This window comes from Streptomyces lavendulae subsp. lavendulae, from assembly GCF_002803845.1.
Lineage (GTDB): Bacteria > Actinomycetota > Actinomycetes > Streptomycetales > Streptomycetaceae > Streptomyces > Streptomyces lavendulae.
Genome location: NZ_CP024985.1, coordinates 5416991 through 5436059, shown reverse-complemented (window position 1 = coordinate 5436059; position 19069 = coordinate 5416991). Strand labels below are relative to the sequence as shown.

At 74.3% G+C, this 19069-nt stretch carries 18 protein-coding genes and 1 tRNA gene; 9 read left to right on the top strand and 10 right to left on the bottom strand.

Annotation, left to right across the window (positions count from 1 at the left end):
- The first annotated feature begins 102 nt into the window (after window positions 1-102).
- The gene (locus SLAV_RS24135) at window positions 103-507 is read left to right on the top strand and encodes a globin (protein WP_030229565.1); all 405 of its coding nucleotides are present in this window, start codon (window positions 103-105) and stop codon (window positions 505-507) included.
- Between the two features lie 39 nt (window positions 508-546).
- Here SLAV_RS24135 and SLAV_RS24130 read toward each other — a convergent pair whose 3' ends face one another.
- From SLAV_RS24130 to ettA, 3 genes are read right to left on the bottom strand one after another with little or no spacing between them, the layout of a single operon-like run.
- Window positions 547-1266 (bottom strand): DUF8010 domain-containing protein, encoded by a 720-nt coding sequence (locus tag SLAV_RS24130; RefSeq protein WP_030229563.1) that lies wholly within the window; start codon window positions 1264-1266, stop codon window positions 547-549.
- Window positions 1263-1718: an acyl-CoA thioesterase gene (locus SLAV_RS24125; protein ID WP_030229562.1), complete on the bottom strand. Its 456-nt coding sequence runs from the start codon at window positions 1716-1718 to the stop codon at window positions 1263-1265. The genes SLAV_RS24130 and SLAV_RS24125 overlap by 4 nt, the downstream gene beginning before the upstream one ends.
- A gap of 9 nt (window positions 1719-1727) precedes the next feature.
- Window positions 1728-3392 carry an energy-dependent translational throttle protein EttA gene (gene ettA / locus SLAV_RS24120; protein WP_078950289.1) on the bottom strand — a complete coding sequence of 555 codons (1665 nt, stop codon included), beginning with the start codon at window positions 3390-3392 and terminating at the stop codon, window positions 1728-1730.
- Window positions 3393-3567: 175 nt separating this feature from the next.
- Between ettA and SLAV_RS24115 the strand changes: the two genes are divergently transcribed.
- Both SLAV_RS24115 and SLAV_RS24110 read left to right on the top strand, forming a co-directional pair.
- Window positions 3568-4152: a hypothetical protein gene (locus SLAV_RS24115; RefSeq protein ID WP_051840788.1), complete on the top strand. Its 585-nt coding sequence runs from the start codon at window positions 3568-3570 to the stop codon at window positions 4150-4152.
- A 121-nt stretch (window positions 4153-4273) separates the two neighbouring features.
- Window positions 4274-4984, top strand: coding sequence for a hypothetical protein (locus SLAV_RS24110; RefSeq protein ID WP_030229558.1), 711 nt, complete (start codon window positions 4274-4276; stop codon window positions 4982-4984).
- Here the strand turns inward: SLAV_RS24110 and SLAV_RS24105 are convergent.
- The 5 genes from SLAV_RS24105 to SLAV_RS24085 form a co-directional block, all read right to left on the bottom strand.
- Window positions 4969-6453 (bottom strand): bifunctional phosphatase PAP2/diacylglycerol kinase family protein, encoded by a 1485-nt coding sequence (locus SLAV_RS24105; RefSeq protein WP_030229557.1) that lies wholly within the window; start codon window positions 6451-6453, stop codon window positions 4969-4971. The genes SLAV_RS24110 and SLAV_RS24105 overlap by 16 nt on opposite strands.
- Window positions 6454-6486: 33 nt before the next feature.
- Window positions 6487-7863 (bottom strand): thioester domain-containing protein, encoded by a 1377-nt coding sequence (locus tag SLAV_RS24100; protein ID WP_335341794.1) that lies wholly within the window; start codon window positions 7861-7863, stop codon window positions 6487-6489.
- A 200-nt stretch (window positions 7864-8063) separates the two neighbouring features.
- On the bottom strand, window positions 8064-8471 hold the full coding sequence (locus tag SLAV_RS24095; protein WP_030229555.1) for a single-stranded DNA-binding protein: 408 nt from the start codon (window positions 8469-8471) through the stop codon (window positions 8064-8066).
- A gap of 94 nt (window positions 8472-8565) precedes the next feature.
- Window positions 8566-10530, bottom strand: coding sequence for a GTPase (locus tag SLAV_RS24090; RefSeq protein WP_078950288.1), 1965 nt, complete (start codon window positions 10528-10530; stop codon window positions 8566-8568).
- 4 nt (window positions 10531-10534) lie between these two features.
- The gene (locus SLAV_RS24085) at window positions 10535-12157 is read right to left on the bottom strand and encodes a dynamin family protein (protein WP_037687116.1); all 1623 of its coding nucleotides are present in this window, start codon (window positions 12155-12157) and stop codon (window positions 10535-10537) included.
- Window positions 12158-12480: 323 nt separating this feature from the next.
- Between SLAV_RS24085 and SLAV_RS24080 the strand changes: the two genes are divergently transcribed.
- A tRNA-Arg gene (locus SLAV_RS24080) sits at window positions 12481-12553 on the top strand.
- A gap of 139 nt (window positions 12554-12692) precedes the next feature.
- On the opposite strand, the gene SLAV_RS24075 is transcribed toward SLAV_RS24080, so the two are convergent.
- Entirely contained in the window at window positions 12693-13166 is a 474-nt protein-coding gene (locus SLAV_RS24075) for a phospholipase (RefSeq protein ID WP_030229551.1), read from the bottom strand.
- A gap of 268 nt (window positions 13167-13434) precedes the next feature.
- Here SLAV_RS24075 and SLAV_RS24070 point away from each other — a divergent pair, with 268 nt between their 5' ends.
- Window positions 13435-13971 carry a hypothetical protein gene (locus SLAV_RS24070; protein ID WP_030229549.1) on the top strand — a complete coding sequence of 179 codons (537 nt, stop codon included), beginning with the start codon at window positions 13435-13437 and terminating at the stop codon, window positions 13969-13971.
- A 49-nt stretch (window positions 13972-14020) separates the two neighbouring features.
- Here SLAV_RS24070 and SLAV_RS24065 read toward each other — a convergent pair whose 3' ends face one another.
- Window positions 14021-14797, bottom strand: coding sequence for an alpha/beta fold hydrolase (locus SLAV_RS24065; protein WP_030229547.1), 777 nt, complete (start codon window positions 14795-14797; stop codon window positions 14021-14023).
- Window positions 14798-14878: 81 nt separating this feature from the next.
- On the opposite strand from SLAV_RS24065, the gene SLAV_RS24060 reads away from it, so the two are divergent.
- From SLAV_RS24060 to SLAV_RS24045, 4 genes are all read left to right on the top strand, one after another.
- A complete protein-coding gene (locus SLAV_RS24060; protein ID WP_037687114.1) occupies window positions 14879-15580 on the top strand; it encodes a 4'-phosphopantetheinyl transferase family protein in 702 nt (233 codons plus the stop codon).
- A gap of 97 nt (window positions 15581-15677) precedes the next feature.
- Window positions 15678-16088, top strand: a complete 411-nt coding sequence (locus SLAV_RS24055; RefSeq protein ID WP_030229544.1) for a GNAT family N-acetyltransferase — start codon at window positions 15678-15680, stop codon at window positions 16086-16088.
- Between the two features lie 89 nt (window positions 16089-16177).
- Window positions 16178-17488, top strand: a complete 1311-nt coding sequence (locus SLAV_RS24050) for a S8 family peptidase (RefSeq protein WP_234333560.1) — start codon at window positions 16178-16180, stop codon at window positions 17486-17488.
- Between the two features lie 218 nt (window positions 17489-17706).
- Window positions 17707-18999: a hypothetical protein gene (locus SLAV_RS24045; protein WP_030229540.1), complete on the top strand. Its 1293-nt coding sequence runs from the start codon at window positions 17707-17709 to the stop codon at window positions 18997-18999.
- Window positions 19000-19069 lie beyond the last annotated feature (70 nt).

Below are 19069 nucleotides of genomic sequence, written 5' to 3'. Positions count from 1 at the left end.
GTGCTGCGGGCGGCCTCCGGGTGCGACCCCTCGCCCCCGCGGGCGGGCGGCGGGGGTCCTAGGACCGGGGTCCTCCGTCCGGGCGTCTGAGACGATGGTCGGGTGAATGACGATCCGCAGAGCACGGTGCAGGAGACGACCTTCTACGAGCAGGTGGGCGGTGAGGAGACCTTCCGCCGTCTGGTCCACCGCTTCTACGAGGGGGTCGCGGGGGACCCGCTGCTGCGGCCGATGTACCCGGAGGAGGACCTCGGGCCCGCCGAGGAGCGGTTCGTGCTCTTCCTCATGCAGTACTGGGGCGGCCCGACGACGTACAGCCAGCACCGCGGCCACCCGCGCCTGCGCATGCGGCACGCCCCGTTCCAGGTGGACGCGGCCGCGCACGACGCGTGGCTGGGGCACATGCGGGTCGCGGTGGACGAGCTGGGCCTGGCGCCGGCGCACGAGGCGCAGCTGTGGCGGTACCTGACCTACGCGGCCGCCTCGATGATCAACACCGCGGGCTAGGCGGGACGCCCGCCCGGACCGCGGGACCCGTACGCGCGTTCAGACCGGCCGTACCTGGAGGGCGCCGAGCCCGCCGGTCCGGCCGGGGCGCCGCATGGCGACGGAGCCGTAGGGCGTGGCCAGCCGCAGCCAGCCGCCGGAGGCGAACAGCGCCACCGGGGCGGGGGCTCCGGCGGGGGTGGTGGCTGGCGGCACGGTGGCCCGTACCGGGCGCAGGAAACCCAGGGACTGGGCCGCGTGCACGGCGCGCAGCGGGAGGTCGGTGTCGCCCAGCGTGCGCGACCAGATCTCACGGCCGATGCGGTCCCGCTCGGACCGGGTGCGGTGCTGCGGGGGCAGGGCCTCGTCGCGGGCCCGGAACTCGGCGACCGCGGCGGCCACGGCCGCCCGTACCGCCTCGGGCGCGGGCAGTCCCGGCACGGGCTGCCAGCCGCCGTGCGGCGGGAGCACCCCGGCCCAGGGCGGGCCGGTGACGGGTCCGGGGACGAGCACCCCGGCGCCGGTCTCGTCGACCGCCTCCAGCAGCTCACCGGCGGACACGGTCACGTCCAGCGGGGTGGCGAGGGGTGCGGCGAGCCGTGCGGTGCGGACGGCCAGGACGTCGAAGGACGGCGGCCGCCCAAAGACGGCGAGCGCGCCGCCGCCCGCCCGCGCCTGGAGGCGGACGGCGGCGGCGCGGTCGTAGTGCACCAGCCGGCCCAGGAAGGCGGCGAGGTCCGCCGCCTCCCCGGAGTCGGCGAAGTGCAGCTGCTCGTTCATGCCGCGAGGCGCCCTTCGGCCGCCGCGGGCGTGTCGAGGTACTGCTCCAGGAAGTGCCGTTCCTCGGCCGTGATGCGGCGGGGCCGCCCCTCGGCGAGGTTGTAGGGCACGACCACGGTCTCGGCCCGGACGTACACCGTCTCGGGCGCGTCGGCCGTCGCCTCGTCCTTGACCTCGTAGCGGATGGTCAGCGACGCGGCGCCTATCCGGGTCACCCAGGACTCGATGAGCACCGGCTCGTGCCGGTGCACGAGGGGGAGCTTGTAGTCGATCTCGTGACGGGCCACGACGGAGCCGCCCGTGAAGGAGTCGCTGCCCTCCCCCGGCGCCAGGCGGAACATGAAGTCGATGCGCGCCTCCTCCAGGTAGCGGAGGAAGACCACGTTGTTGACGTGCCCGAAGGCATCCATGTCCGCCCAGCGGAGGGGGCACCGGTAGTGGTGTCTGGCCATGGTCTCGGCCTAACCCCGGGTGAGCTTCTTGTAGGTGGCGCGGTGCGGGCGCGTGGCGTCCGGGCCGAGCCGCTCGACCTTGTTCTTCTCGTAGGACTCGAAGTTGCCCTCGAACCAGAACCACTTCGAGTCGCCCTCGTACGCCAGGATGTGCGTGGCGACTCGGTCCAGGAACCAGCGGTCGTGGGAGACGACCACGGCCGCACCGGGGAACTCCAGCAGCGCGTTCTCCAGGGAGCCCAGGGTCTCGACGTCGAGGTCGTTGGTGGGCTCGTCGAGGAGCAGCAGGTTGCCGCCCTGCTTGAGGGTGAGCGCGAGGTTCAGGCGGTTGCGCTCACCGCCGGAGAGCACGCCGGCCGGCTTCTGCTGGTCCGGGCCCTTGAAGCCGAAGGCGCTGACGTAGGCGCGGGACGGCATCTCGACCTGGCCGACGTTGATGTAGTCCAGCTCGTCCGACACGACCGCCCAGAGGCTCTTCTTGGGGTCGATGTTGGCGCGGCCCTGGTCCACGTACGAGATCTTGACGGTCTCGCCGACCTTGATCTCGCCGGAGTCCGGCGTCTCCAGGCCCTGGATCATCTTGAAGAGCGTGGTCTTGCCGGCGCCGTTCGGGCCGATGATGCCGACGATGCCGTTGCGCGGCAGCGTGAAGGACAGGTCGTCGATGAGGACCTTGTCACCGAACGCCTTGGAGAGGTTGTTGACCTCGACCACGATCGAGCCCAGACGCGGGCCCGGCGGGATCTGGATCTCCTCGAAGTCCAGCTTGCGCATCTTGTCGGCCTCGGCCGCCATCTCCTCGTAGCGAGCGAGACGGGCCTTGGACTTCGCCTGCCGGCCCTTGGCGTTGGAGCGGACCCACTCCAGCTCTTCCTTGAGGCGCTTGGCGCGCTTCTCGTCCTTCTTGCCCTCGACCTTGAGGCGCTCGGCCTTCTTCTCCAGGTAGGTGGAGTAGTTGCCCTCGTAGGGGTGCGCGCGGCCGCGGTCGAGTTCGAGGATCCACTCGGCGACGTTGTCGAGGAAGTAACGGTCGTGGGTGACGGCCACGACGGCGCCCTTGTACTGGGCGAGGTGCTGCTCCAGCCAGTTCACGGACTCGGCGTCGAGGTGGTTGGTGGGCTCGTCGAGGAGCAGCAGGTCGGGGGCCTCCAGCAGCAGCTTGCAGAGGGCCACGCGGCGCTTCTCACCACCGGAGAGGTTGGTGACCGGCCAGTCGCCGGGCGGGCAGCCCAGGGCGTCCATGGCCTGCTCCAGCTGGGCGTCGAGGTCCCACGCGTTGGCGTGGTCCAGGTCGTCCTGGAGCTTGCCCATCTCCGCCATCAGCTCGTCGGTGTAGTTCGTCGCCATTTCCTCGGCGATCGCGTTGAACCGGTTGAGCTTGGTCTTGATCTCGCCGACGCCGTCCTCGACGTTCTCCAGGACGGTCTTGGACTCGTCGAGCTTCGGCTCCTGCATGAGGATGCCGACGCTGTAACCGGGCGAGAGGAAGGCGTCACCGTTCGACGGCTGCTCGATACCCGCCATGATCTTCAGAACGGTGGACTTGCCCGCGCCGTTGGGGCCGACCACACCGATCTTCGCGCCGGGCAGGAAGTTCAGGAAGACGTCATCCAGAATCACCTTGTCGCCGTGCGCCTTGCGCGTCTTGCGCATGGTGTAGATGTACTCAGCCAAGAGAAACCGTCCGGCAGATCGATGGTGGGCAGATACACCCCATCTTGCCGTACGTCCATCCCTCGGGGGAAACGCGTAGGTGTCGCGGGGCCCTGACCTGGGCACCGCCGGGAGGGGACGGGCGGGTCGGCTCGGCATCCGCCCATGGGGTCGGTGGGGTCAGGTGGGGGGTTCAGTGGAGAGCACGTACATCGGGCTGGCGGTCGCGGTGGTGGGCGTCGCGGGCACGCTCATGGCGTCCGTGCTGTCGCCGCGCCTGCTGGCCCGCATCCAGTCGGAGCAGTTCACGCGGGAGCAGCGGGCCGCCGAGGCCCAGTGGCTCCGCGAGCAGCAGGTGGCCGGCCTGGCCCGCCGGCGGGAGGCCTACGCGAACGTCAACGCGTCCTTCCGCAGGTACCGGACCCACCTGCTGAACTTCCTGTGGACCGTCCACAAGGGCGCGGTGACGGAAGCGGCGCGGGAGGTCATCGAGGAGGCGCGGCGCGACCACCACTCGGTCTTCGCCGCCGCTCAGATAGTGGCCTCCGCCCGGGTCCTGGCCGAGCTGAACACCATGACGAGAACCCTGTCCGAGACCTACCGGCGGATCATGTGCCTGGAAGAGGGCGACCCCGATCCGGACGGGTCGTTCGAAGAGCTCAAGGGGGACTTCACCCGGCTCTGGGACCAGTGGGAGGAGATGCTGGGCGCGATGCGCGCCGACCTCGGCGTCGAGGAGTCCGGGTCCGGGCGGGCCGACGCCGCGTCCTCCGCGTCCTGACGGCCACGGGGCGGCCGATCCCGCTGCCCTGGAGGCGGCGGAGCTGGCATTCTCGACAGCGGTCGGGGGGCGGGGGCCGCCCGGGCGGTGGGGCATCGGTGTTTCGGGGGGACGGGGAAGAGTGGACAACGCGTTGCTGGCGCTCGCCAGCGCCATCGTGGCGGTGACGGGCACGCTGCTCGCGCCGGTCCTGTCGCAGCGGATCACCGGCCGGGTCCAGGCCGATCAGTTCGACCGCCAGGAACGGCTGGCGCGGGCCCAGTGGCAGCGGGACCGACGGGTGGCCGAGCGGGAGAAGCGGCGCGACTGCTACGTGCACGCCAACGCCGGGTACCGCCGCTACCGGGTCGAGCTGATGAACCACCTGTGGGCCGTGCACCGGGACGAGGTCACCGACGAGGGGCGGGCGGCCCTGCAGGAGGCCCGGCACGCCATGCACTCCGCCTTCGCGGAGGCCCAGATGATCGCCTCCGACGCGGTCATGGCGGAGCTGGACGTCCTGACCCGGGAGCTCGCGGGCGCGTACGCCCGGACGATGCGGCTGGAGCGGGGGAACCCGTTGCCGGGCTGGGGTTTCGACGAGGTGCTCGCCGCGCTGCTGGACCTGGGCGACGCCTGGGTACGGGCGCGGGCCGTGATGCGCGCCGACCTCGGGGTGGAACCGGGCCCGGTGGCCGCGGACGACGCGGCGGCCGGCGAGGGACGGGGCGGCGAGGGGCCTGACGGCGACGGGCCGGACGCCGCCCGGCCGGACGGCGACGGGCCGTGCGGTCCGGGCGGGCGGCCCGGTGAGGCGGGGGCGCCGTCCGGGGGTGGTCAGCGGGGGCGGTAGACGGCCAGGGCGTCGGGGAGCGCGGCGAGCACGAGGGAGGCGGGCGCCTTGGCGTACTCGCCGTCGTAGGCGAGCGGGGTCCCCGGCGGGACGTCCTCGACGCGGAGGCCGCGCCTGCGGGTGGCCACGTGGAACGGTGAGCGGCTCAGCGGGCCGGTGAAGGCGGCGGCCATCAGCCGGGGCCCCGGGCGGCCGCCGCCGTGGACGAGGCGGAGGTCGAGGAGGCCCTCGCCGACACCGTCCCGGCGCCGGGGCGTGGGGCCGGTGCCGTGGTAGGTGCCGTTGCCCGCGAAGAGCAACCAGACGCTGCGGGGCCGGCCGGCCAGGGTCAGCCGGACCGGCCGCTCGGCCCGCAGCACCCGCCAGGCCGCGAGCACCGCGGCCGGGCCGCCGCCGATCCGCGGGGCCCAGCGCAGCCGGTGGCGCAGCAGCTCCGGGTAGGCGCCGATGCTGAAGTTGTTCAGGAAGTACCGCGTCGCACCGTCGCCGGACCCGTCCGTCGGGGTGATCCGGCCCACCGAGACCCGGACGGCCTGGCCCTCGGCGATCGCCCGGCAGGTGTCCTCGGTTCCGCCGAGCCCGAGGTCGAGCGCGAAGTGGTTCAGGGTGCCCCCGGGGAACAGGGCGAGCGGCACCCCGGCGCGCAGGGCCGCCGTGGCCGCGGCGTTGACGGTGCCGTCGCCCCCGCAGACCCCCAGCACCTCGGCCCGGTCGGCGGCCGCGGCCAGCTCGGCCTCCAGCTCCTCGCCGGCGCATTCGACCACCTCCGCCTTGGGCAGCCGCTCGCGCAGCACGTCGAGCCCCGCCGTCCCGGCCGTGCCCGAGGCGGTGTTCACCACGACCGTGAGCCCCTGCCCGTCCGGCAGGGCGGGGACCCCGGCCGCCGGCCGCTCGTCGCCCGGTACGGCCCTCGCCCGTTTGGCCTCGCGCGCGAGGCCGCGTACGGCGAGGGCCGCGGCCACCCCGAGCGCCGACCCGACCACCACGTCGGAGGGGTAGTGCACCCCGGTGTAGACGCGCGAGAAGGCCACCGACGCGGCGACGGGGACCAGCACGGCCCCCCACACCGGGGATTCGAGTGCCACTCCCGCGGCGAAGGCGAAGGCCGAGGCGGAGTGCCCGGACGGGAACGAGGTGGTCCGCGGCGGCACGGCCGGCTGCCGCGTCAGCGGGACCCCGTCCAGCACCGGCCGGGGCCTGCGCACCGACCACTTCCCGACGGTGTTGATCGTGGCCGAGGCCAGCGCGAGCGAGCCGATCCCGCGCAGCGCCGCCGTGCGGGCCCGGGGCGAGCCCAGGACGGTGATCGCCACGGCGGCCCCGCCCCACAGCACCCCGTGGTTGGCGGCGCGCCCGAGCCTCGGCAGCACCCGGTCGGCGCCCGGCCAGTGCCGCCGGGCCACCGCGTCGAACAGCCCCCGGTCCCACCGCGCGACCGTGCCCCGCCAGGTCAGTTCCTGATCAGCCATTGCCTCCGCCTACCCCGGGACGGCGGTCCGGAATCAGCCTTCCGCGCCCTCGGACCCCGCTGCGTCCTCCTCTCCCTCCAACGGCCGCTTGCGCAGCAGCAGGACCACCATCCCGCCCAGGACCACCAGTCCCACCGCGAGCGAGGCAATCACCGGCGTGGCGGCGGAGCTGCCGCTGGTGGCCAGCCGCTCGTCCGGGGAATCCGGCGAGGCGGTCGCGGGCACCTCGGTCCCGGCCACCTCCGAGGCGCCCGCCAGGGTGCCCACGGTCCCTGCCGGGCCCTGCGCCGGCGGCTGCGCCCGGGGCCAGACGGCCGTGGCGGTGGCCGTCGCCGCGGCGTCGCTGGAGCCCGCCACGATCTGTGCCTCGGCCGGGACCCCGCTGGCGAAGACCCGCCCGACGGGCACCTTCGTGGAGCCCTGCACGACGACCGTCGCCGTCCCGTCCGGGGTGCCCGCGGGCACCTCGAACCAGAGCCGGCTCCCGTTGCCCGCGGAGTCCAGCGGCCGTCCCTCGGCGTCCACCACGCGCACCCCCATGGCCGCGGCCGCCGCGTCCGGGGTGACGGTCACGCTCTGCGCCCCCGTCCGGACCGTGACCGGCCCGAGCCGGCCGCCGGTCGGCCCCGTCACCGGGCCGGACACCTGGCCGGGGTCCAGGTCCAACGAGGCCGGCGGCTCCGGCAGCCGCCCCGCCTCCCGCTGGAGGTAGTCGGCCAGCCGCGCCGCCGCCGGGTCGGCCGCCTCGACCTGCGCGCCCTCGGCGAGGCGCCAGATGGCCACCTGGGTCCCCGCGGCGGCGCTCTCTGCGGTCAGCGCCCCGGCCCCGGCCTCCTTGGCGAGACCGGCCAGGTCGTTGTGCTGGGGATAGGAGTGCTCCAGGACCCAGCGGATCCGTCCGGCCTCGGCGTTCCCCGCCAGCGGGGAGCCGTTCCAGCCGCTCTCCGTGTACCGGGCCTGCGGTTGCGCCGAGCCCGCGATGCCGACCCCGTAGGTCTGGAGCATGCCACCGCCGTCGACCCGCATCTCGTAGAGCCCGGCCGGGATCTGGCGGACCGAACCGTCCCCGGCGCGCAGGACCGCCTGCCCGTACGTCTTCAGCCCGTCCAGCACGGCGCTCGCGCCCTCCGCCGCCCGGCCGCCGGCCTGGTCCGGGTCCGTCGCGGCGCGGGCCCCGGGCCCGCTGGCGAGGGCGGCGGCGGTGAGCAGGGCGACCGCCAGGGGCCGCCGTACCGCCCCCCGCGCAGCGCCCCCGGTGCCCGCGCCCGGATCCCCGGCGGGCCGGGCGGCAGCCCGCGTGGCGTCCCCGGGGACGGCGGCGGGAGCACCTGTCCCGGCAGGAAGCGGAATCGCGGCGCGGGCCGCGGCGACGGCCGGTGGCGGGGTGGACGCGGACGGTGATCCGTCCACGGCTGCGGAAGGCGTTCCGCCTGCGGACGCGGATGGTGATCCGACCGCGGGTGCGGACGGTGATCTCCCCGCGCGAGCGCGGGGGTCGGGGATCGCAGAGGACGCAGAGGACGCGGGAACAGCAATCGACACAGTCTTCCCCTTCGGGCCAAAGACCCAGGTGCCCGTGAGTACCGGGGAATCCTAGCCTCCTCGAACACTCAGACCACCGCCGCCTTCTGAGGCCCCATCAGTGGCGTGTCCGTCTTGACCACCCGGCGGAACGCGGCCGTTCCGCGGTTGAGGTCGTGCCCGACCGCCACCGCGTCGATGTCCGCCGAGAACCACCGCACCCCGTCGCCGTCGGGTGGATCCTCCCGGACCCGCAACCGCCCGTGGACGACGAGGGGTTCTCCCACCGAGACGGAACTGGCCAGGTTCAGCGCCAGCACCCGTCGCGCCCAGACCGTGTAGAAGCTGGTCGCGGCGTCCGTCCAGGTGTCCGTGCGCCGGTCGAAGTACCTCGGGGTCACCGCGAAGCGGAACCTCGCCGACGGGCCGGCCGGCGTCTCCTTGAAGTCGATCTGCGTCGCCACGTACCCCACCAGCGTCACCAGGGTGTCGTTCATCCCGGCCGCCCTCCCCGCCTCGTACCCGTCCGGGCCTTCCGCACGGGTACGACCATGCTGGCGCGGGGCCGCCCTCCCCGCTCCGGCCTGTGGACTACTGGCGGGTTGTGGACAACTTCGTCCCCCCTGCGGCGACGGTGGCGTACTGCTCCCGCACCTCGCGGTAGCGCAGCAGCTCCGCCGCGACCGGCTCCAGCACCCTGGCCCGCCCGCAACCGGCCGCGGCCTGCCGCAGTTTGCGCTCGGCGTCCTGCCCGTAGCGGCGCGCCGGGCCCCGGGCCGCGAGTGAGCACGCCCACTCCACGAGCGGCCCGCCGATGATCCCCGCCACCATGAACAGCACCGGCGGCAGCAGCTTCGGCTCCAGGACCCCGGCGATCTGCCCGACCAGCCAGAGCCCGCCGAAGATCTGCACCAGTGTCATGGCCGCCTGCGCCAGCACCGCCGCAGGCCACCAGGTGGGCCGGGGCGGCTTGGCGGCGGGCACCGCGACGGCCGCGCCCAGCGTGACCGCCAGTTCGTCGAGCGCCTCCGGCAGCCCTTCGGCGCCGCGCACCGCGGTCTCCCGCACCGCCTGGGCCCAGGGGTCGGGCAGCCCGACGACCGCTTCGTCCGCGACGGTCCGCACGGCCTGCTCCACCCGCTGCCGGGCGGTCACCTCCTCCTCGACCGGGGTCTCGGCGGATGCCGCCGGGGTGCGGCCGATCGCGGCGAGGGCGGCAAGCCCCGCCAGCGTGCGCGGGGCGCGCCGGCTCTCGTACCAGCGCCACAGCCGCAGCCAGGGCGTGCCGCAGGCCTTGCCGGCGTTGCGCCGCCAGGCCCGTTCGGCGGCGAGGCCGGCCGCGTAGGCCCCGACGGCCTCCGCGAGCCGGTCCTCGAACTCGGCGCGGGCGGCCTCGCCGATCTCGGGCCCGGCGTGCCCGTCGGCGACGTACAGGGGCCGCAGGCGTCCGGCGGCCCGGTCCACATCGGCGGAGATGCGGCGGGTCGCGGCGCCCTTCTCCTGGGTGAACTGTCCGAGCAGCTCGCGCAGTTCCCCGACCCCTTCGCCCGTCAGGGCGGACAGTCCGAGCACGGTGGCCCCCGGCTCGCCGTGTTCGCCGAGCGCGATGCCGTCGTCGTCGAGGAGCCGGCGCAGGTCGTCCAGGACCAGGTCGGCGGCCTCGCCGGGCAGCCGGTCCACCTGGTTCAGGACGACGAACGTCACCTCCGCGTGGCCGGCCAGCGGCCGCAGGTACCGCTCGTGCAGGACGGCGTCCGCGTACTTCTCCGGGTCCACCACCCACACCACGGCGTCGACGAGCGCCAGCACCCGGTCCACGTGGTCGCGGTGCGCGCCGACCGCCGAGTCCAGGTCGGGCAGGTCCACGAGGACCATCCCGCGCAGCGCCTCGGCATCCGAGGTCTCCCGGGGCCTGCGCCGCAGCCGGCCGGGGATCTCCAGCCGGTCCAGCAGCCCCGCGGCTCCGTCGGACCAACTGCACGCGATCGGCGCGGCGGTGGTCGGGCGGCGCAGTCCGGTCTCGGAGATCTGCACCCCGGCGAGTGCGTTGAAGAGCGTGGACTTGCCGCTTCCGGTGGCTCCGGCGACGGCGACGACCGTGTGCTGCGGGGACAGGCCGCGGCGCGCCGCGGCTTCGTCGAGCACCCGGCCGGCCTCGGCGAGGGTCTTGCCGTCCAGCCGGGTCCGGGACAGCCCGACGAGCTGGCGCAGGGCGTCCAGGCGCAGCCGCAGTGCCTGCGCCTCGGGGCTGAGCGGCAGGACGGGGGCCTTGCCGCCGTCGCTTCCTGCTCCGGAGACGGCCCGGACGAGGGCCTCGTCGCCTTCGCGCCGTTCCTCGTCCGGCTCCTGGTCGAACACCGCGTCGAGGTCGGCGGGGTCGGCGTCGCCGGGCCCGCCGCGTTCGTCGCGCGGCCCCGACGCCCCCGGGGAAGCGGACCGCGGTCCCCCTCCCCGTGCGCCCGCACCGCCCTTGCGGAAGCTCCGGTGGCGCGAGCGCGCGATGAAGCCGTCGTCCCAGCGGTCGTCGGTGCGGTCGCGGTCGGTCAGCGCGGTCACCGCGTCACCTCTCCTTCTGCAGTAGGGACAGCGCGGCGATCAGCTCGGCCTGCGGTTCCGGGGTCACTTCGAGCGCTTCCAGCGGGGCGAGCCTGCGGTCGCGTTCGGCGCGCAGCACCTGGTCGAGGTGTTCGGCGACCAGCTCCCCGCCCCGGTCCCGCAGCCGGACGGCGGACTGTACGCCGATCCGTTCGGCGAGCTTCTCCCCCGCCGGGCGGGCCCGCTTGCCGCCCAGGAGGGCGGCGACGAGGAGGGCGGCGACGGCGTCGGGGTCGGGCGCCGGCTGCCGGTCGAGCCGGGCGACCTCGTCCTCGGCCAGTTCCTCCAGTACCCGCCGCCACCGCCGTACGGCCACGCCGATGCGTTCCGCCGCCTCCCGGTCGGGCGCGGGCAGCGTCACCGCCCCGGCGGCCGGCTCGCGCCGCCAGGCGGCGGCGATGCGTTCGTCGGCGGAGGCCACGGCGCACTGGAGGAGCGCGGCCAGCGATTCGGCGAGGGAGTCGAGCAGTTCGTCGGCGCTGGTGTCGAGGGGGTAGCCGCGCCATCTGGTCAGTGCGTCGCCGGCGAGTACGGCGCCCCGGTCCAGGCGGTTGCGCACCCGTCTGCCCTCCTGCTTGTACGCGTCCTCGACGGCTGACGTCAGCCGTACGGCGGCGGCGTGCTGCGCGGCAACGGCGGAGGCGAGTTCCGGCATGCGGCGTCCGAGGGAGTCGAGGGCGCCGAGCGCGGTCCGCCCGACGGCGTACTGCCGGGCGGCCGGGTCCTGGACGTGGTGGCCGAGCCAGGCGAGCAGCGGCGCGACGGCGCTCGCCGGCAGCAGCCCGCCCCCGCCGGCCGATTCGGGGAGCTCCGGCACCGTGAACCGCGGTACGTCGCCCAGCCCGGCCCGGGTGAGCAGGGCCCCGTACTGCCGCGAGACCTCGGCGAGCACCTGGTGCGGGACCCGGTCGAGGACGATGACCAGGGTGGCCCGGTACTGCTTGGCGGTGCGCAGCATGTGCCAGGGGACGGCGTCGGCGTACCGCGAGGCGGTGGTGACCATGACCCAGACGTCGGCGGCGCAGATCAGCTGCGCGGCGAGCGTCCGGTTCTCGACCACCAGGGAGTCGATGTCGGGGGCGTCGAGGACGGCGAGCCCTCGCGGGAGGGTCGAGACGGTCTCGATCCTCAGCTGGCCGGTCACCTTCCGCTGGCCGGCTCCGCGGGGAGGGCCCTTCTTGGGCGCGGGGAGCAGTTCCTCCTCGCCTTCGGGCACCCAGACGCGCAGGAGGTCGGGCAGGATCCGCATCCCGGCGAACCAGTGATGATCATCCGGATGGCAGACGAGCACGGGGGTGCGTGTCGTCGGCCGGAGCACCCCGGCTTCACTCACCTGGCGGCCGACGAGGGAGTTGACGAGGGTGGACTTACCGGCGCCGGTGGACCCGCCGACGACGGCGAGCATGGGCGCCTCCGGCGCCTTCAGCCGGGGTACGAGGTAGTCGTCGAGCTGCGCGAGCAGCTCGGCTCTGGTCTGGCGGGCGCGCGGGGCGCCGGGCAGGGGCAGCGGCAGACGCACGGACGCGACCCGGTCGCGCAGGGCGGACAGGGCATCGAGCAGCTGAGGCCGAACATCCAAGGTCACCACATGCGAAGAATGCCCAATTTGGGACCATTTTTGAAGCTTATACGCCCTCTGCGCGCCGACCGCTACCGCGACGGGACATCCTGGACACGGAGGACGAGTGGGACGCAGGCATAACGAGTGCACAACACCCAGGCCGACGCGGCGCAAAAGCGATGCGCGAATCGCACCTGCCTGCGATTATCGGGACCGCTTCACCGAACCTCCACATCGTGGCACGCGGGTGAAGCAACCGGGACAAGGCGACCGGAGCCCTATCCTTGACCCGGCACGGACCGCAGTCCCACCCCCACCAAGGGGCTCCAGGCCACCACGGTCACCTTCCGGCCCCCGTAGCTCAGTGGATAGAGCAGGCGCCTTCTAAGCGCTTGGCCGCAGGTTCGAGTCCTGCCGGGGGCACTCTCCGCACCACGACGGAAGCCCTCCCATCGGGAGGGCTTCCGTGTTTTCCCGCGAAGGGGAGCCGTCCCGCCCGACGGGGGCGAGGGCGGGACGGGGATCGAGGGGCGGGAGCGGACCGGGGCCGGCTTCGGGGCCGTCAGGCCGCCGGGGCGTCCTGCGGGGAGACGCCGAAGGCCTTGACCGCCTGGTAGTAGGTCCAGGCCGTGCTGTCGCAGGAGCCCTTCTTGACGCCCGAGTACTGCGAGCACACCCGCTTCAGGTCCGCGTACAGGGCGTCGTCCAGCCGGGACTTGTTCGCCGGGAAGGAACCGGCCGCCTTGTAGTTGCGGTAGCCGAAGTCGTGGCGGGCGCAGGCCGTCTGGAACGGGAAGCCGAAGGGGTTGTCCGGGGAGGACGAGCAGTAGTCCGTGGACCAGTCGAAACCGTACGCGGACCAGTTGCCCTGGCTGCCGCGCGCCGCGAGCCAGGCGTTGTAGCTGGACGCGCTGGTCTGCGTCCAGGTGCTGAGGACCTGCGGCTTGTCCGCCGGGGCCGCCGACGCGGGGGTGGCGAGGGCGAGCAGACCCGCGGCCGCCGTGGCGGCGAGCAGGGGAGCGAGACGAAGACGCATGGCATTCCTCCGGGCGGCGGGGGGGGGAGTGGGGGGGGGAGAGCGGGCCGCCCGTCAACTGCGCGGAGCGGCTTGCGGATTCACTCTCGGGGCGCGGCATATCTCCGACCCCCAGCGCTCCTATAACGAGGCCCCGGGAAGGACCGTGGGCCCAGGCCGGCCGCCCGGACCGGCACTCAGGTATGACGCCGTATGCGACTTCAGGCAGAGTTGCGATTCGTACTGCGGAGGGACGCGCGAACGGGCTCCGATCCGAACACTTATGGCTATGAACCGCCGTCCGCTCGTCATCGCCGCCGCCCTGGCGGGAGCCTTCGCCATCGCCGCGCTCGCTCTGCCGAACCTTCCGCCCAACCCGGTCACCAACACCCTCAACGACCGCTTCTTCAAGGAGAAGGGCAGGCACTTCGCCACCGCCGCCGACGCGCCCACGCGCGGTGACCTGGCGTTCGTCCTGCCGAGCTGGATACCGAAGGACGCCACCGACGTGCGCGTACGGGTGCGCACCACCGGCGAGGCCCGGCTGATCCGGTTCACCCTCGGCAAGACCCCGCTCGATGGTCCGCAGTGCGCCGTCAGCGCCCCGAAGAAGGCGGGCGGACCCCATCTGAACGCCCGTTGGTGGCCCGGCGACACGCGCTCCGAGGAACGGCCCGAGTGCCGGGACCGGTACCAGTACCAGGTCGCCGTGCGCGGCCGGAAGGTCTACGCCTGGACCGACGGCACGCCCTCGCCGGGGGCGCGAATACCGGACGGACGGCCCTCCCTGGCACCCGCCTCGGCCGTCCCGACAGGGCGCCGCTGACGCCGCCGCCGGCCCCGCTGCTCCCCCGGATCCTCCCGGCGGTGACGGGTCAGGGGGTGGCCGGGGCGAGGGCGGCGGCCGTGGCGCGGACGAAGGCCTCGGGGTTGTCCAGCATGATGTTGTGCCCGCAGTCCGGCACCGCGACGACGGCGACCCCGGCGGCCTCCAGGGCTTCGGCCCCGGGCAGGGAACCGTCGGCCTGCGGGTAGAGGAAGGTGCGCGGCAGCTTCAGGTCCAGCAGGAGCTCGCGCATGGTGGGCGTGGTGCCCGCGGCGAGGTGGACCGCGCTGCGGTGCAGGGCGGTGCGGCCGGCCAGCCGCATGGTCGACCACCAGTGCGCGCCGACCCGGTCACGGACCTCGGACCAGCCGCCGGCCAGGAACTCCTCCTCCGTGTACGAGGCGATCCCGCTGCTGCCCGGTGCCCGGGGAACGGCCGGGACCGGGTCCAGGTTGGCGTCGACCAGTACGAGCCGGGACATCAGGCGGGGGTGCCGCGCGGCGAGCACGATGGCCACCGCCCCGCCCATGCTGTGGCCGATCAGCTCGGCCCCCTCGACCCCGGCCTCGGAGAGCGCCCGGGCGACGGCGTCGGCGTGCGCCTCCAGGGTGTATGTGAACGCCTCGGGCCGGTCGCTGTGCCCGTGCCCCAGCATGTCGACCAGCAGCGAGCGCCGCCCGGCCAGCAGCGGGTGCGCGGCGACGGCCGCGAAGTACGCCGGGGAGGTGGCGCCGAGGCCGTGCAGGTAGACACGGGCCGGTCCCTGCCCCGCGAGTTCGACCCACCGGATCCGGTCGCCTTCCGGCGTCACGACAGCACTGAGCACGGCGAGTTCCCCCTGGACTCGGAAAGATCAATACCGGACGAGGGTAGCCGGGCCCGACGCCGCCTCGTCTACCCTCATCAGGTGATCGAGTACGTGAACCAACTCGGCGAGGACATACCCCGGACCGGCGCGCTCCCGGTGGGCGGCACCGTGACCGTGTGGTCCCTGGACACCACGCGCGAGGTGGTCGGCGGCCACGAGGTCGCCGGTGCCGTCGCACTGCTGGACGCGTCCGAGCGGGACCGGCTCTCGCGGCTGCTGCGCGCGGGCGACCGGCGCAGCTACCTCGCCTCGCACGTGGGGCTGCGTGTACTGCTCGGCGGGTACCTCGGGCTGGCGCCCGAGAAGGTCGCCCTCGTGCGGGAGGACTGCCCGTGCTGCGGCGGACCGCACGGGCGCCCCGCCGTGGCCGGGGGCGCGGTGCACTTCTCGCTCTCGCACAGCGACGACATGGCCTACTTCGCCTTCGCGGGGGTGCCGGTCGGCGTGGACATCGAGGGTCTGCCCGGAGCGGGAGCGGTGGACGACGTCCTGGGCACCCTGCATCCGGCGGAGACGGCCGAGCTCGTCGGCCTGCCGGTGGCGGACCGACCGGCGGCCCTCGCGCGGGTGTGGTCCCGCAAGGAGGCCTACCTCAAGGCCACCGGCACGGGGCTGGCACTGGGCCTGGCCGACCCGTACGTGGGCTCGGCGGCCACGCCGGCGCCGGTTGCGGGCTGGACCCTGAGCGACCTCCCGGCACCACCCGCCTTCGCGGCAGCCCTGGCCCTCCGCAGCACCTGACCCACCGCCACGGCCCCGGCGGGCCCGGCGACGCCGGGGCACTCCCGGGCGGCGCGGGCCGGGTGCCGGTGCGGCGGTTGGGTCTAGGGTCGGGGCCATGGACATCCGCCGCGCCCGCAGCTGCGCCGAACTCGTGGCGGCCGAAGGGCTCTTCGACGGTCCCGCCCGCGAGGAATGGGCCCGGCGCTTCCTCGACGCGCCCGGCCACCTGATGCTGATCGCCTACGTCGGGGACGTGCCGGTCGGCATGGTCTCCGGCGTCGAGATGACCCACCCCGACAAGGGCGCCGAGATGTGCCTCTACGAGCTCTCCGTGGACGAGGCCCACCGGCGGCGCGGGATCGGCCGCGCCCTGGCCCTGGCCCTCGCGGACGAGGCCAGGGCACGCGGCTGCTACGGCATGTGGGTGGGGGTCGACACCGACAACGGACCCGCCCTGGCCACCTACGAGTCGGCGGGCGCCGAGGACGAGGGCGTCTTCACCATGCGCGGCTGGGCACTCGGCTAGCCCGCCGCGCCCCCTTGCGGCGGCGTGTCGTGCGGCCAGTCGGCGCACCCTCCGCGCGCCGCCGCCGGGGCGGCCCGAGCATCGGCGGCATGACCGCCATGACCGCGCTCCTCCCGGCCGCCGCCCTGCTCGCGACGGCCACCGTCCTGCCGCCGCACACCGCCGACGCCGCCCGCGCCACCGACGCCCCCACCGCCCCCTACGTCGTCGTCCTCAAGGACACCAGCTCCCGCGCCCCGGCCCGGGCTCTCGCCGCCGAGGCGGCGGAGGCGGGCGACCGGGTCTCGGCGGTCTACGACGCCGCCCTCGACGGCTTCGCCGTGCGCACCACCGCGGCCCGTGCCGCCGAGCTGGCCGCCGACCCGAGGGTCGCCTCCGTGGAGCCGGACGGGCTGTACCGGATCTCCGAGGACCCGACGCCGCCCCCGCCCTCCGCTCCCCCGGCCCCCACCGCCGCCCCGGCCCCCGCACCGGCGGTGGCCGGCGTCGCCGTGCAGCGGTCCGCGCCCTGGCCGTTGGACCGGATCGACCAGCGCGAGCTGCCGCTCGACGGCTCGTACGCGTACGCCTCCCAGGGCCGGGGCGTCACCGTCTACGTGGTCGACACCGGAATCAACACCCTCCACCAGGAGTTCGGCGGACGCGCCCACGCCGGGTACAACGCGGTGTTCCTGGAGGGCGCGGCCGACTGCAACGGCCACGGGACCCATGTCGCGGCGACCGTCGGCGGGGCGACGTACGGGGTGGCGAAGGGGGTCTCCCTCGTCGGGGTGAAGGTGGCCGACTGCCGGGGCGACGGGCGGCTGTCGGCGATCCTGCGCGGCCTGGACTGGATGGTGAAGGACGCGGTCAGGAACGCCACGAAGGGCCCCTACGTGGCCAACATGAGCATGGGCGGCACCCGGAGCCACGCCATGGACGCGGCCGTCATCCGCGCGGTGGCGTCCGGGATCACCTTCACCGTGGCCGCCGGGAACGAGGGCAAGGACGCCTGCGCCGGCTCCCCCTCCGGCGTCCCGCAGGCCCTCACCGTCGGCGCGACCGACGCCGCCGACCGCCGCCCCGCGTTCTCCAACCACGGCCCCTGCGTGGACATCTCCGCGCCGGGCGTGTCCGTCGTCTCCGCCTGGAAGGGCTCCGCGACCGCCCTCGCCCGCGCGTCCGGCACCTCCATGGCCGCCCCGCACGTGGCGGGCGCGGCCGCCCTGATCCTGGCGGCCCCCGGGGACGCCACACCCGGCACCAGCGCCACGCCCGGCACCGCCACCGGCGCGCCCGGCCTGCACCCGTCCCCCGAGCAGGTGCGCCAGGCCCTGGTGCGCTCCGCGGTCCCGGACCGGATCACGAACCTCCCGGCCGGGACCACGAACCTGCTCCTGCACGTCCCGACGGACCGCTGACCCCTCGCGCCCAGGCACACCCGCCACCGACCAGTCGGTATCCGATGTCCCATCAGACCGGGTCTGATGGGACATCAATGTCTGTGCGCTTCGGGCGAAAGCAAGCCATTGACTTCTCATGACCGCGACGCGTCAATGACGGCCATCCGCACCGGCTCAACCTCCTCCCCACAGCGGGTGGGGGGAGGGGTTTCGTCTGACGAAGGAGTCGCGACCCAGTGAGTACAACGTTCCGACGAAGAGTTCTGGCCGGGGCGGGCGCCCTTTCCCTGGCCCTGACGGGCGGTGTGGTGGCCCTCACGGGCACGGCGCAGGCCGCGACCAAGACCACTTCGGTCCCCGTGAAGTGCGTCGCCCCCGCCCCCCAGCCGGGCGCGAACGGCAACCAGGACTACACGATCACGCTGCCGGACACCGCGAAGGCCGGCCAGAGCGTCCCGATCACCATCGACCCCGGCGAGACCCCGGTCGTCCCGATGTTCACCATCGACACGGTCAACACGATCAAGGCGAAGCTGCTCGTCGGCGGGGTCGCCCAGACGGTCACCAGCGCGGCCGTCCCCAGCCACCAGGAAGCCGGCAAGAAGGCCGACCCGCCCGCCTTCAGCGGGAACATCACCATCCCGGACGGCACCGAGGGCACCACGGTCCAGATCACCATCGACCAGGTGGTCACGGACGCCGACCTCGGCGGCACGGTCTACACGACCACCTGTACGCCGGAACCGCGCCCCAGCGCCTCCGTCGGCTCGGTGGCCGTCGAGGCCCTGCCCAAGGACCCGGTCACCACCAGGCTGGCGCCCAACAGCGGCAAGGCGGGCACCGCCGTCACCGCCACCGGCGCCAACTTCCCGGCCGGCCCGGTCACCTGCTCCGCCCTCCTCGCGGGCGCGGCGACCGGTGACACCGGTACCGGCACGGCGGACGCGTCCGGCGCCGCCACCTGCAACATCACGGTCACCAAGAAGGCCGACGCCATCAAGATCGACGGTTCGGTGCCTCCGACCAAGCCCTTCGTGTTCGTCGAGGAGCAGGCGGGCGTGCAGAACCCGGTGGACATCGAGGTGCTGCCCGGACCGCTGGCCCTCGGCCCGAAGGACGGCCAGCCGGCCGTCAGCTTCGGCTCGGTGACCATCAACGGCAAGGCCCAGTCGGTGTTCGGCGCGTTCAACGCCGCCACCGTCCAGGACTTCCGCGGCGGCAGCCTCGGCTGGGACGTGACGGCGACCCGTACGCCGTTCCTGAACCAGGCGACCGGCCACTCGATGGCGAAGGCGCAGATCGGCATCCAGCCGTCCTGCACCGTGACCAACCCGGACAGCCCGAGCACCTGCACCGCCGGTGTCCCGGGCGCGATCACCGACACGCCGATGAAGGTCGCCTCCCAGGCGGCCGGCGGTGACGAGCTGACCGGCGGCGAGTTCGCCGTGGGCGGCGCGGCGATGCTCCAGCTGCCGCCGTTCATGTTCGCCGACACCTACCAGTCGGTCGTGACCTTCTCGATCGCCTGACCGGGCCCGGCCCAGGGTGGTGCGGCGCCGTGGCGCCGCACCACCCCTCTTCCCGTTCCGCGCCGTGACT